Genomic DNA, 13,857 nt, shown 5'->3' with positions numbered 1-13,857 from the left:
CCGGACGATCGCCTCCGCTAGCGCGTCGTGATCGGCTGCGGACCCGCCGCGATCTGGCGGTCGTACTCCTCGCGCGCCCGGACGTTCCGCTCGCCCACGGCACGGCCGCGCGCGGCGATCCAGCCGCCGAACCAGATCGGCAGTTCGCGGGCGACGATGAACGCGATGATCGCGAACGGGTCGACCCAGCGCTCGGCGACGAAGTCCGCGGCCTGCTGCGGCGTGAACTGCCACGCCGCGACGGTGAGCAACGATGCGCCGATGTACGAGAAGTAGACGATGATGCCGATCGCGAGGCCGAAGACGGCCCAGGTCCACCACGCGGCGCGGTTCAGGATCGCGGCGAGCAGCGCGAACGCGAGGAAGAAGAAGACCACGGGGACCCAGAACACCGGCTGCGCGAGGAACTCGGTGTAGACGCGGATGCCGTCGCCGCGACCCGCGCCGTACCAGGCGATCACGAGGTAGGAGATCCCCGCGTAGAGGAGGGCGAAGGCGACGGTCGCGACCAGTCCGACGAGTACGCCGAAGCCGCGGTTTCCCTTGTCCTTCGGCGGTGTCGGGGCCTGGACGTAGATCGTCTGCGGCAGTGGCGGCGCGGGGGCCTCGGGGGCCGCGGTCGCCGCTCCGACCCCCGCTGCCGCGCCCATGCCGGCCGCGCCGACCGTCTCGGGCACGCCGGTCTCGCGGCGCACCTCCGCGGCGCGCACCGGCTCGGGGTGCTCCTCGACCACCGCGGTCTCATCGACCACCGGCGGGTGCTCGGTCCGCGCCCGCTCGACGGCGGCATCGAGCTCGGAACGCTCGTCGCCGGAGTCCGCGTCCGCCGAGGGCAGCGGCTGGGCGGGAACGGGCTCGGGCGCGTCGTCGGTGCCGGTGAAGCCGTGCTCCGCGTCCTCCGACTCCGTGGTCGGGTCGGGAGCGGCGACCGGGTGCTCGACGCGATCGACGTCCTCCGCATGCGGGGCGGTCGGGTCGACCTCCGCCTGCTCGGCGGCGACCTCGTCGGGCGCAGCGCCCGTCATCGCCGGCGCATCGGTCGTCTCGGCGGTCGTGGACCCGTCGTCGTCGATCGGTCGATCGGGCAGGCCGTCGCCGTCGAGGTCGCGGCGGCCGGGCTCGGATCCGGGGGTCGTGCTGCTCATCGTCCGCTCCTTCCGGGCAGCACCGGCCGCCCGTGGTGCGGCTCACTCTAGCAACGCGTCGGCGCGCCATCCGGAAGCACGCGCGGGTCGTCGACCGCGCGTCGCGGTCGACGGGTCCGCCTGCGGGTCAGGAGAAGAGCTGCGTCGCGATGTCGAGCGTGTACCCGCTCACCGAGGGGCCGTCCCAGCGCGTGGCGATCCAGAGGCCCTCGCGGAAGAAGTGCGACTCGCCGGCCGAACCCGTGACTCCCCCGAATTCGAGGATGCAGCGCGTGCCCCCCTCCTCCTCGTAGCACTCCTGACCTGCGGCCTGGAGGGCCGCGATGGCGGCCGCGGTCTGCGCCTCGTCGAGGCTCGCGACGTTGGTCACCAGCCCGATGCGGCCGTCGCCGCCGTCCGGGGGGAGCCACCCGCACGTGAGCTGCGACGTCTCCTGCAGGATGGGCAGTGCGCCCGGGTCGTCCGTGCCGAAGAGGGCCGTGGCGCCCTCGGCGGTCGACCATCCCGGATTCAGGACGTAGTCGGGAGCGAAGGTGCTCGACCAGTCGAACGTGTAGATGGCCGCGCAATCCGTCGGGATGCGCTCGTCCCGCACCGGTTCGGGGGTCGGCACCACGACGGGCGCGGGCGCCGCCTCGCTGGAGGGCGCCGGGCGCGGCGGCGACGTCGGCTCGGCGGACTGGCTGACCGGTGCGGGCAGCACGAGCGCCGCCACGAGCGCGACGACCGCGATCACCAGCGCGGACGCCGCGACGATGAGCAGCGTCCTCGTTCGGCGGGAGGCGGGGGCGGCGTCTGGCATGTGGGCTCCGGGTCGGAAACGGATGAGGGCGACCGCCCGAGATACTATCCGCCGCACCTGAGTGCCGTCATCAGGTGACGTGCTCCGAGACGACGACGGGCCCCGGAATCGCTCCGGGGCCCGTCGTGGGGTGCGGGCGGCGGCGAGGCCGCCGCCCGCATGGATCAGCTGTAGTTGCCGGGGGTGAAGTCGTCGCTCGAGAACGAGTCGAAGTCGACGAAGCTGAGGTCGCCCTCGGTGAACGACGCGTCGTCGGCGAAGATGCGGTTCGGGTAGCGCTCCGCCTTCGCCTCCTCGGTCGCCTCGACGGTCACGTTCCGGTACTTGGCGAGGCCCGTACCGGCCGGGATCAGCTTGCCGATGATCACGTTCTCCTTGAGGCCGACGAGCGGGTCGGACTTGCCCTCCATGGCGGCCTGCGTGAGCACGCGGGTCGTCTCCTGGAAGGACGCGGCCGACAGCCACGACTCGGTCGCGAGCGAGGCCTTGGTGATTCCCATGACCTCCTGGCGCGCCGACGCCGTCTTCCTGCCCTCGGTGAGCGCCGTCCGGTTGATCTCGTTGTACCGCGAGCGGTCGACGAGCTCACCCGGCAGCAGGTCGGTGTCGCCGTGGTCGACGACGGTGACCTTGCGGAGCATCTGCCGGACGATGACCTCGATGTGCTTGTCGTGGATCGGCACGCCCTGCGAGCGGTACACGTCCTGGACGCCGTTCACCAGGTGCTTCTGCACCTCGCGCACGCCCTTGACCCGGAGGACCTCCTTCGGGTCGACGGTGCCGACGATCAGCTGCTGGCCGAGCTCGACGTGCTGTCCGTCCTCGACGAGCAGCGTCGAACGCTTGAGCACGTTGTACGCGATCGGCTCGTCGCCGTTGTCGGGCGTGAGGATGACCTTGCGCTGCTTCTCGGTCTCGTCGATCGTGATGCGACCGGGGGCCTCGACGATGGGCGACGCACCCTTGGGGGTGCGGGCCTCGAAGAGCTCCTGCACGCGGGGAAGACCCTGCGTGATGTCGTCGGCCGAGGCCGATCCACCGGTGTGGAAGGTGCGCATCGTGAGCTGGGTGCCCGGCTCGCCGATCGACTGGGCCGCGATGATGCCGACCGCCTCGCCGATGTCGACGAGCTTGCCGGTCGCGAGCGAACGGCCGTAGCACTTCGCGCACACGCCGACCGCGGACTCGCAGGTCAGCACCGAGCGGACCTTGATCGACTCGACGCCCGCCGCGACGAGCTTGTCGATGAGCACGTCGCCCACGTCGTCGCCGGCCTCGGCGACCACCTCGCCCTTCGCGTTGACCGCGTCGGTCGCGAGCGACCGGGCGAACACCGAGTTCTCGACGTTCGGGTCGCGCACGAGCGCACCCGTGGAGTCGACCGCGGCGATCGGCAGCTCGAGGCCCTTCGACGTGCCGCAGTCGTCCTCGCGGATGATGACGTCCTGCGAGACGTCGACCAGACGACGCGTGAGGTAGCCCGAGTCGGCCGTGCGGAGGGCCGTGTCGGCCAGGCCCTTGCGGGCACCGTGCGTGGCGATGAAGTACTCCGCCACCGACAGCCCCTCGCGGTACGAGGAGATGATCGGACGCGGGATGATCTCGCCCTTCGGGTTGTTCACGAGGCCTCGCATGCCGGCGATGTTGCGCACCTGCAGCCAGTTGCCTCGAGCGCCCGAGGTCACCATGCGGTTGATGGTGTTGCCCTGGTTCGCGGCGAACTCCTCCTGCATGGCCTTCGCGACCTCGTCGGTCGCCTTGGTCCAGATCTGGATGAGCTCCTGACGACGCTCGAGGTCGGTCGTCAGACCCTTCTCGAACTGCGACTGGACCTTCGCGGCCTGCTTCTCGTACTTCGAGACGATCTCCCGCTTCTGCGGCAGCTCGACGATGTCGGAGAGCGCGACGGTCACGCCCGAACGGGTCGCCCAGCGGAAGCCGGCGTCCTTGATGCGGTCGAGCGTCGCGGCCACCTCGGTCTTCGGGTAGCGCTCGGCGAGGTCGTTGACGATCTGCGAGATCTGCGACTTGCCCGCCTGGGCGTTGAAGTACGGGTAGTCCGCCGGCAGCGCCTCGTTGAAGAGCGCGCGACCGAGGGTCGTCTCCATGAGGAACGGATGGCCCGACACGAAGCCCTCGGGCTCCTGGCCCTCGGCGAAGTGCAGCCCCTCGAGGCGGATCTTCACCGTGGCGCCGAGGTCGAGCACGGGCTCGCCCGGACGGTTCTGGTCGAACGCGAGGATCGCCTCGGCGATCGAGGAGAACGCGCGGCCCTCACCGGCGCCGCCCTCGATGACCGTCGTCAGGTGGTGCAGGCCGATGATCATGTCCTGCGAGGGCAGGGTCACCGGACGGCCGTCGGACGGCTTGAGGATGTTGTTCGACGCCAGCATCAGGATGCGGGCCTCGGCCTGGGCCTCGACCGACAGCGGCAGGTGCACGGCCATCTGGTCGCCGTCGAAGTCCGCGTTGAAGGCGGCGCAGACGAGCGGGTGCAGCTGGATGGCCTTGCCCTCGACGAGCTGCGGCTCGAACGCCTGGATGCCGAGGCGGTGCAGCGTGGGCGCACGGTTCAGCAGCACGGGGCGCTCGCGGATGATCTCCTCGAGCACGTCCCACACCTGCGGGCGCGAACGCTCCACCATTCGCTTGGCGGCCTTGATGTTCTGCGCGTGGCTCAGGTCGATCAGGCGCTTGATGACGAACGGCTTGAACAGCTCGAGCGCCATCTGCTTGGGCAGGCCGCACTGGTGCAGCTTGAGCTGCGGGCCCACCACGATGACCGAACGGCCCGAGTAGTCCACGCGCTTGCCGAGCAGGTTCTGGCGGAAGCGACCCTGCTTGCCCTTGAGCATGTCGCTCAGGGACTTCAGGGCGCGGTTGCCGGTGCCGGTGACGGGGCGACCACGACGGCCGTTGTCGAACAGCGCGTCGACGGCCTCCTGCAGCATCCGCTTCTCGTTGTTCACGATGATCTCGGGCGCGCCGAGGTCGAGCAGGCGGCGGAGTCGGTTGTTGCGGTTGATCACGCGACGGTAGAGGTCGTTCAGGTCGGAGGTCGCGAAGCGGCCACCGTCGAGCTGGACCATCGGGCGCAGCTCCGGCGGGATCACCGGGACGACGTCGAGGACCATCGCGGCCGGCGAGTTGCCGGTCTGCAGGAACGAGTTGACGACCTTGAGCCGCTTGATGGCGCGGATCTTCTTCTGGCCCTTGCCCTCGGCGATCTGCAGGTGCAGGTCCTCCGCCTCGGCGGCCAGGTCGAAGGACAGGAGGCGCTTCTTGATCGCCTCGGCGCCCATGTAGGCCTCGAAGTACATGCCGAAGCGGTCCTGCAGCTCCTGGAAGACCGAGTCCTCGGGCTTCAGGTCGCCGACCTTCAGCGTGCGGAAGTCCTCCCACACGCGCTCGAGGTGCGCGATCTGCTCGTCGCCCGACTTGCGGACGCCGGCCATCTCCTTGTCGGCCGCGGCCTCGGCGCGCTTCTTCTGGTCGGACTTGGCGCCCTCGGCCTCGAGTGCCGCGAGCTCCTCCTCCTTGCGCTGCATGAGCTCGGCGATGCGAGCGTCGCGAGCGTCGCCGATGGCCTTGATCTCGAGCCGGAGCTCGTTCTCGAGGCCGGGCATGTCGGCGTGACGACCCTCGTCGTCGACGTCGATCACCATGTAGGCGGCGAAGTAGATGACCTTCTCGAGGTCCTTCGGCGCCATGTCGAGCAGGTACCCGAGGCGCGAGGGCACGCCCTTGAAGTACCAGATGTGCGTCACGGGCGCGGCCAGCTCGATGTGGCCCATCCGCTCGCGGCGGACCGAGGACTTGGTGACCTCGACACCGCATCGCTCGCAGACGATGCCCTTGAAGCGCACGCGCTTGTACTTGCCGCAGGCGCACTCCCAGTCGCGGCTGGGTCCGAAGATCTGCTCGCCGAAGAGCCCGTCCTTCTCGGGCTTCAGCGTGCGGTAGTTGATGGTCTCGGGCTTCTTGACCTCGCCGTAGGACCACTTGCGGATGTCCTCGGCGGTCGCCAGGCCGATACGGAGCTCATCGAACGTCGTTGCGTCGAGCAATTTCTCTCCTAGATTCCTGAAGTCGTTCTCGTATGCCTGGCGGATCAGATCTCGTCGATGTTCGACGACTCGAAGCGCGCGGAGATGTTGATGCCGAGCTCCTCCGCTGCGCGGAAGGCCTCGTCATCGGTGTCGCGGAGGCTCACCGCGGTGCCGTCGGCCGAGAGGACCTCGACGTTCAGGCACAGCGACTGCATCTCCTTCATGAGCACCTTGAAGGACTCGGGGATGCCGGGCTCCTGGATGTTCTCGCCCTTGACGATGGCCTCGTACACCTTGACGCGGCCGAGGATGTCGTCGGACTTGATCGTGAGGAGCTCCTGCAGCGCGTATGCGGCGCCGTAGGCCTCGAGAGCCCACACCTCCATCTCGCCGAAGCGCTGGCCGCCGAACTGCGCCTTACCACCGAGCGGCTGCTGGGTGATCATCGAGTACGGGCCGGTCGAACGCGCGTGGATCTTGTCGTCGACGAGGTGGTGGAGCTTCAGGATGTACATGTAGCCGACCGAGACCGGGTACGGGAAGGGCTCGCCCGAGCGGCCGTCGAACAGCTGCGTCTTGCCGCTGGAGTCGATGAGCCGCTCGCCGTCGCGGTTCGGGAGGGTCGAGTCGAGCAGGCCCGCGATCTCCTCCTCGAGCGCGCCGTCGAACACGGGCGTGGCCACCTTGGTGCCGGGCTCGGCCTCGCGGGCGACCTCGGGCAGGCGCTTGGCCCACTCGGGGTTGCCGTCGACCTTCCAGCCCTGCTTGGCGACCCATCCGAGGTGGGTCTCGAGCACCTGGCCGAAGTTCATTCGACCGGGGATGCCGAGCGGGTTCAGGATGACGTCGACCGGCGTGCCGTCGGCGAGGAACGGCATGTCCTCGACCGGCAGGATCTTCGAGATGACGCCCTTGTTGCCGTGGCGGCCGGCGAGCTTGTCGCCCTCGGTGATCTTGCGCTTCTGGGCGATGTAGACGACCACGCGCTGGTTGACGCCCGAGCCGAGCTCGTCGTCGCCGTCCTGCGCATCGAACACCTTGACGCCGATGATCGTGCCCTGCTCGCCGTGCGGCACCTTCAGCGAGGTGTCGCGGACCTCGCGGCTCTTCTCGTTGAAGATCGCGCGGAGCAGGCGCTCCTCGGCCGAGAGCTCGGTCTCGCCCTTCGGCGTGACCTTGCCGACGAGGATGTCGCCGGGGCGGACCTCGGCGCCGATGCGGATGATGCCGCGCTCGTCGAGGTCGGCCAGCAGGTCGGGGCTCACGTTCGGCAGGTCGCGGGTGATCTCCTCCTTGCCGAGCTTGGTGTCGCGGGCGTCGACCTCGTACTCCTCGATGTGGATCGAGGAGAGGACGTCGTCCTTCACCAGGTTCTGGCTGAGGATGATCGCGTCCTCGAAGTTGTGGCCTTCCCACGGCATGAACGCCACGAGGAGGTTCTTGCCGAGCGCGAGCTCGCCGTTGTCGGTCGCGGGACCGTCGGCGATGACCTCGCCGACCTCGACGCGCTCGCCGGCGGAGACGACGACGCGGTTGTTGTACGACGTGCCCTGGTTCGAGCGGTCGAACTTGCGCAGGTAGTAGGTCTGCGTGCCGCCCTCGTCGAGCTGCAGCGTGACGGCGTCGGCCGAGACCTCTGCCACGACGCCGGCGCGGTCGGCCGTGATCACGTCACCGGCGTCGATCGCGGCGTAGCCCTCCATGCCCGTGCCGACGAACGGCGAGTCGCTGCGCAGCAGCGGCACCGCCTGGCGCTGCATGTTCGCACCCATGAGGGCGCGGTTCGCGTCGTCGTGCTCGAGGAACGGGATGAGCGACGTGCCGACCGACACCATCTGGCGCGGCGAGACGTCCATGTAGCCGATCTCGTCGGCCGGGAACAGGTCGACCTCGCCGCCCTTGCGGCGCGCCAGGACGCGCTCCTCGACGAAGTGGCCCTTGCCGTCGAGCGGCGCGTTGGCCTGGGCGACGATGTAGTCGTCCTCCTCCATCGCGGTGAGGTAGTCGATGTGGTCGGTCACCTTGCCGTTCTCGACGCGACGGTAGGGCGTCTCGATGAAGCCGAACGAGTTGATGCGCGCGAAGGACGCGAGCGAGCCGATGAGGCCGATGTTCGGGCCTTCCGGCGTCTCGATCGGGCACATGCGGCCGTAGTGCGAGGGGTGCACGTCGCGGACCTCGACGCCCGCGCGGTCGCGCGAGAGGCCGCCGGGGCCGAGCGCCGAGAGGCGGCGCTTGTGGGTCAGACCCGCGAGCGGGTTGTTCTGGTCCATGAACTGCGAGAGCTGCGAGGTGCCGAAGAACTCCTTGATCGCGGCGACGACGGGTCGCACGTTGATCAGGGTCTGCGGCGTGATCGCCTCGATGTCCTGCGTGGTCATGCGCTCGCGGACGACGCGCTCCATGCGCGACAGGCCGGTGCGGACCTGGTTCTGGATGAGCTCGCCCACCGCGCGGATGCGACGGTTGCCGAAGTTGTCGATGTCGTCGACGTCGAGGCGGATGTCGACCGCCTTGCCGCCGCGGCGACCCGGGAGGGTCGCACGGTCCTCGTGCAGGGCGACGAGGTACTTGATCGTGGCGACGATGTCCTGGACCGTCAGCACCGAGTCGGTGAGCGGCGCCTCGAGGCCGAGCTTGTTGTTGATCTTGTACCGGCCGACCTTGGCGAGGTCGTAGCGCTTCGGGTTGAAGTAGAAGTTGTCGAGGAGCGCACGCGCAGCCTCGGCGGCCACCTGCTCGCCCGGACGGAGCTTGCGGTAGATGTCCTTGAGCGCCTCCTCCTTCGTGAGGATGTTGTCCTTCTCGAGGGTGAGCGCGATGGACTCGTAGCCGGCGAACTCCTCGAGGATCTCCTCGGAGGTGAGGCCGAGGGCCTTCAGGAAGACCGTGACCGACTGCTTGCGCTTGCGGTCGATGCGGACGCCGACCTGGTCGCGCTTGTCGACCTCGAACTCGAGCCACGCGCCGCGGCTCGGGATGACGCGCGCCGAGTAGATGTCCTTGTCGGAGGTCTTGTCGGGGGTGCGCTCGAAGTAGACGCCGGGCGAACGGACGAGCTGCGAGACGACGACGCGCTCGGTGCCGTTGATGACGAACGTGCCCTTGGGGGTCATGAGCGGGAAGTCGCCCATGAAGACCGTCTGGGTCTTGATCTCACCGGTGAGGTGGTTCATGAACTCCGCGTTGACGTACAGCGGAGCGGAGTAGGTCTTGCCCTTCTCCTTGCACTCGTCGATGGTGTACTTCGGCGGCTCGAGCTCGGGGTTGGAGAACGAGAGCTGCATGGTCTCGCCGAGGTCCTCGATGGGCGAGATCTCCTCGAAGATCTCCTCGAGGCCGGTGGCCTCGGGAAGGTCCTGACGGCCGGACTCGATGGCCTCCTCGACGCGGGCCCGCCACGCCTCGTTGCCGACGAGCCAGTCGAAGCTCTCGGTCTGGAGGGCGAGCAGATCGGGTACGGTGAGGGTGTCGGTGACCTTCGCGAACGAGAGGCGGCTTGCACCGCGTCCGTTCTTGGGGGTGGGCGTGGTTGCGTTGCGCGCAGCAGCCAAGGAAATGACCTCCATGGCCCCGTCAGGGGCCGGTTCACTGTCGGTGGTGGTGGAGTTGACCCCTCAGACGTGGTGCGGATGCCGGGAGACCCGACACGCAGAAGCCGACCGCAATATGAAGGCATAGTGGGTCTGGGAGCGCAAAGGTCAAGCATAGACCGGATGGCGCGCCATGTCCAGTCGGATTCTTGATTTGTCTCGGCATCTCGGGTATAACCCGCGCGAACGGCCCGGAAGACCCCGGCGGCTGCGCCCGTCGGAGCCCGGAACGCGACGGATGGATGCCGCGCGGGACGGCCCGCGCGGCATCCGTCGTCACCCACCGGTCGAGGGCCCGATCAGGCTCCGAGCTCGAGCCGGACCGTGTCCGGACGACCCGGCACGAGGCTCACGTCGACGATCGCGCCCGGGGTCACGCGGGCGAGCTGGATCGGCGCGAGCGGTTGGGTCCGGGACGCCGGCAGCGGGATGCCTCCCGGCAGCTGCGCGACGAGTTCGAGCTCGACGACGGCGTCCATGCCGATCATCATCGGCAGTTGCCTGGCCGACACCACCGTGGCGGTCGTGCGGACGCGTGCGGCGTCGGACACCGGGTCGTTCGCGGCCACGCTCGCGGCCATCACCCGATTCGCCTGCTCGAGCGACTGCTGGGCGGCTGCGAGGGTCGCGCCGACGTCCATGCGGTCGCGGACGGCGGTCGCCTGGGCGTTCAGCGTGCGGAGGTCTGCGAGGAAGCCCATCTCACACCACCGCGTAGATCTCGTTGAAGGCGCGGCCGACGCCCCGGTCGGCCTGGATCCGTGCGCCCCACCCGGCCTGCGCCTGCGCCCAGGTCTCGGGGTCGATGCCGAACATGCCGGCCACGACGGGCAGCTTCGTCTCGTCGTAGCCGTACGCGGCGATGCCCTTGACGATGCGGGCGTACCGGTCGAGGTCGACGCCGGCGATGGGCTCGAGCGCGCCCGCTGCGGGCTCGGCCCGCATGGCCTGGACGGCCATCGCGTCCATCTGCTGCCGGTAGGACTCGCTCTGCGCGGCGAGCGTGTTCGCCTGGTCGATGAGGCCGGGTGCGGCCTTCACCATCTTCGCCATGTCGCCGAACTGGCTGAACATCTTCATGGTGGTCGTTCCTTCTCGTGTGGTGTCGCGTCGACCTCGTGTGGTGTCGCGTCGACGGGGACGGGTGGTCGGGATCATCTGGCGCGGCCGGAGCGGCCGGCGGCCGACGTGGGCCGCGGCCGCGGCCGCATCGAGGACGGCCCGCCGAGGAGCGGTTCGGGAAGCTGGATCGGGGTACGCATCGTCTCTCCTCGTCTCAGGTCGCGCACTCGGTGCCGGCGCGGGGCGGAGGTCGGCCGCCGATGACGAGCATCGGCCCAGGCCGGGCCGGACGGATGGGCACGGCGTACTCAATCGCGCGGGCGCATTGCTCAGGACCCGAGCGCGATTGCCCAGGCCCGGGCGGAGTCGGACCACCTGACGCCCCCGGCGGAGGTCCGAGCCGGCCGGTCTGCGCCCGCATCCCGTCCCCCGTTCGGGGCACTCCTCCACCCGTGCCCGCGCCGCGGACCACGCCGTACAGTGAGACCACCGGCCTCGCCGGAGACCTGAAGGGCCGACATGGTGGCGTTGGATGCCGGGGGGACGACCGACGGGCCGTCCCTCGCGCTCGACGGGAGCTGGCCGCTCGTCGGACGCGATGCGCTCGTCGAGCGCGCCGTGGCCGGGCTGCGAGGATCCGCGCACGCCGCGTTCGCGTACGGCGCCTCCGGGATCGGCAAGAGCCGAGTGGTCCGGGCCGTCGCCGATCGGCTCGCAACCGACGGATGGCTCGTGCTCTCGGCGAGCGGCAATGCGACGCTCCGCGCCGTCCCGCTCTCCACCCTCGCGCCGGTCCTCGCCCGCGAACCGGGCTCGCTGGTGGGCGCGACCGGCGACCCGGTCGCGCTGTTCTCGTCGGCCGATGCGACCGTCCGCCGTCTCGCCGAGGGTCGCCCGGTGCTCCTCGCCGTCGACGACGTCTCGGTCGCGGATCCGGTCTCGATCGCGCTCGTCGCGCAACTCGTCGACGCGGGCGCCATCCGTCTCGCCGCGACCGTGCGCGAATCGGACCCCGTCCCGGAGGGCCTCCTGACGGTCGCCGGCTCCGCCGATGCGCTGCGGCTCGACGTCGAGCCGCTCACGGTCGACGAGGTCGCGGAGCTCCTGATCCGCGTGCTCGGCGGTGCGGTCGCGCATCGCGACGTGGTCGAGCTGCATCGGGCCGCGCACGGGAATCCGCTGTTCCTCCGCGAACTCGTCATCGGCGCGGCCGCGGCCGGCTCGCTCGTCTCACGCGACGGGCTCTGGCAGCTCACCGGCGATCCGGTCGGCACCCCGGCGCTGCGCGACCTCATCCGCTCCCGGCTGAACGGGCTCGACGAGGCCGAGCGCGACGCGATCGAACGGCTCGCGCTCTGCGAGCCGCTCGCACTCGACGAGTTCTCGCGGCCGGGATCCGATGAGGCGCTCGCGAGGCTCGAGCTGCGCGGCCTCATCCGCGTCGACGAGTCGACCGTGCGCGTCCGCGTCGCCCTGGCGCACCCGCACTACGCCGCAGCCGTCCGCGACTTGATCCCGAGGATCCGCGCCATCTCGCTGCTCGAGGACCAGGCGGCCCTGGTCGCAGCCCGCGCGACGGACGCCGGCGACGAGCTGCGGGTCGCGGTCTGGCGACTCGACGCCGGCCGACCGTCCGACCCCGCGCTGCTCGCGCGCTCCGCGGCACTCGCCCGATCGGCCCATGACCACCGCACCGCCGCACGTCTCGCGGGCGCGGCGGTCGACGCGGGCGCCGACGACGCGCCCACGCTGCTGATGTACGGCGAGGTGCTCTGGTCGCTCGGTCGTTCGGCGGAGGCGCTCGAGGCCCTCGAGCGCGCCGAGCGACGTGCGCTGGATGACGGTGCCGACGAAGCCCTGCTCGCGGCCATCGGGCGGGCGCAGGCCGACGTCCACGGCGGCGATCCGCTGGGCACAAGGCGCGGGCTCGACCTCCTCGAGTACCTCGAGGCCGAGCTGCCGGGACAGGCTGCGGCGATCGGGCTCAGCAAGGCGGCCATGCAGGTCCATCTCGAGTACGGCTCGGCGGCGCTTGAGAGCGTTCGCACCGCGGCGGCTGCCCTCGGCGACGGCGAGCACGCCCGCGCGATGCTCGACCTGGCCATGGCGATGCCGCTCTCGCTGACCGGCCGCACCGACGACGCCGTCGCCGCCGCGGAGCGCGCCGTCGCGTTCGCCCGCCGTCCGGACGCGTCGATCGCGCTGCGGCGCGCAGAGGTCGGACTCGCGCACGTGCTCATCGCGGCCGATCGCCTCGAGGAGGCACGCGCGACGGTCGTCGACTCGCTGCACGCCGCCATCCGCGAGAACGACGAACTCACGGCACGGCTCGACGAGTTCATGATGGGGCGGATCTTCTGGCAGCTCGGGCGCCTCGACACCGCGGCCCGCTGGTTCCGGGACACCGTCGGAGGCGCCGAGCTGCACGGTCCGAAGTCGCTCCGCGAGCACGCGCGCTGCTTCCTCGCGCTGGTCGCCGCGGAACAGGGCGACCCTGCGGCAGCACGGGACCATCGCGAGCGCGTGGTCCCCGGCCTGGAACGCGACAGCTCCGTCACGGCGCTCGCGGACGCGTGGATCGATGCCGCCGAAGGGGCGGTCGACCGGGCGGCCTCGCGCGTCTTCGCCAGGGTCGACGTGGTGACCCTCCGCGGCGCCGCGAGCGTCGCTGCAGCCCTCCTGCACCACGTCGTCCGCTTCGGATCGCGCGAGCACGCCGCGGAGGCCGCCACGCGACTGGAACGCCTCCGGGCGGCCGCGGGCGACGCGCCCGACCTGGTGCGCCGCGCGACGCACGCGCGTGCCGAGGCGGACGGCGATCCCGAGGCGCTGCGGGCGGCGGCGGCCGAATGGGAGCGGGTCGGCGCCCTGCTCTACGCCGCAGAGGCCCATGCGTCGGCCGGGCAGGCGGCGCGCGCCGGCGGCCGCGGCCGCGAGGCGACGGCCGACCTGCAGCGTTCGGCGACGCTCGCCGCCGCCTGCGAGGGCGCGCGGACTCCGCTGCTGCGATTCGCCGAGGGGACGGAGCCCCTCACGCCGCGGGAGCGCGAGGTCGCCTCGCTCGCCGCGCAGGGACTCAGTTCGAACGAGATCGCCGCACGGCTGTTCCTGTCGCCGAGGACCGTGAACAACCACCTGCAGTCGACGTACGCCAAGCTCGGCATCCGCGGTCGCCGCGAACTCCGGGTCTGAGGCCGCCCGGGACG

7 protein-coding genes are annotated in these 13,857 nt (G+C 70.5%); 1 reads left to right on the top strand and 6 read right to left on the bottom strand.

Annotation, left to right across the window (positions count from 1 at the left end; translation table 11 throughout):
• Nucleotides 1–17 precede the first annotated feature (17 nt).
• From ACSJD1_RS04255 to ACSJD1_RS04230, 6 genes are all read right to left on the bottom strand, one after another.
• Nucleotides 18–1,145, bottom strand: coding sequence for a hypothetical protein (locus ACSJD1_RS04255; RefSeq protein WP_438854057.1), 1,128 nt, complete (start codon nt 1,143–1,145; stop codon nt 18–20).
• A gap of 127 nt (nt 1,146–1,272) precedes the next feature.
• Nucleotides 1,273–1,947, bottom strand: a complete 675-nt coding sequence (locus ACSJD1_RS04250; protein WP_438854056.1) for a hypothetical protein — start codon at nt 1,945–1,947, stop codon at nt 1,273–1,275.
• A 164-nt stretch (nt 1,948–2,111) separates the two neighbouring features.
• Complete coding sequence (rpoC, locus tag ACSJD1_RS04245; protein WP_438854055.1) at nt 2,112–6,014, bottom strand: DNA-directed RNA polymerase subunit beta'; 3,903 nt, start codon at nt 6,012–6,014, stop codon at nt 2,112–2,114.
• Between the two features lie 44 nt (nt 6,015–6,058).
• Nucleotides 6,059–9,550 (bottom strand): DNA-directed RNA polymerase subunit beta, encoded by a 3,492-nt coding sequence (rpoB, locus tag ACSJD1_RS04240; RefSeq protein ID WP_438854054.1) that lies wholly within the window; start codon nt 9,548–9,550, stop codon nt 6,059–6,061.
• 338 nt (nt 9,551–9,888) lie between these two features.
• Complete coding sequence (locus tag ACSJD1_RS04235) at nt 9,889–10,290, bottom strand: hypothetical protein (protein WP_438854053.1); 402 nt, start codon at nt 10,288–10,290, stop codon at nt 9,889–9,891.
• A 1-nt stretch (nt 10,291) separates the two neighbouring features.
• The gene (locus ACSJD1_RS04230) at nt 10,292–10,669 is read right to left on the bottom strand and encodes a hypothetical protein (protein ID WP_438854052.1); all 378 of its coding nucleotides are present in this window, start codon (nt 10,667–10,669) and stop codon (nt 10,292–10,294) included.
• A 501-nt stretch (nt 10,670–11,170) separates the two neighbouring features.
• Between ACSJD1_RS04230 and ACSJD1_RS04225 the strand changes: the two genes are divergently transcribed.
• Entirely contained in the window at nt 11,171–13,843 is a 2,673-nt protein-coding gene (locus ACSJD1_RS04225; protein WP_438854051.1) for a LuxR C-terminal-related transcriptional regulator, read from the top strand.
• The last annotated feature ends 14 nt before the right edge of the window (nt 13,844–13,857 follow it).

The organism is Agromyces excoecariae (assembly GCF_051715505.1).
Lineage (GTDB): Bacteria > Actinomycetota > Actinomycetes > Actinomycetales > Microbacteriaceae > Agromyces.
Note: the sequence above shows the minus strand (reverse complement) of the source record. Positions and strands in the feature narration are given on the sequence as shown.

Coding starts and splice junctions, on each gene's coding strand:
- ACSJD1_RS04255 (WP_438854057.1), bottom strand. CDS start 1,145: ATGAGCAGCACGACCCCCGGATCCGAGCCCGGCCGCCGCGACCTCGAC.
- ACSJD1_RS04230 (WP_438854052.1), bottom strand. CDS start 10,669: ATGAAGATGTTCAGCCAGTTCGGCGACATGGCGAAGATGGTGAAGGCC.
- ACSJD1_RS04235 (WP_438854053.1), bottom strand. CDS start 10,290: ATGGGCTTCCTCGCAGACCTCCGCACGCTGAACGCCCAGGCGACCGCC.
- ACSJD1_RS04250 (WP_438854056.1), bottom strand. CDS start 1,947: ATGCCAGACGCCGCCCCCGCCTCCCGCCGAACGAGGACGCTGCTCATC.
- ACSJD1_RS04225 (WP_438854051.1), top strand. CDS start 11,171: ATGGTGGCGTTGGATGCCGGGGGGACGACCGACGGGCCGTCCCTCGCG.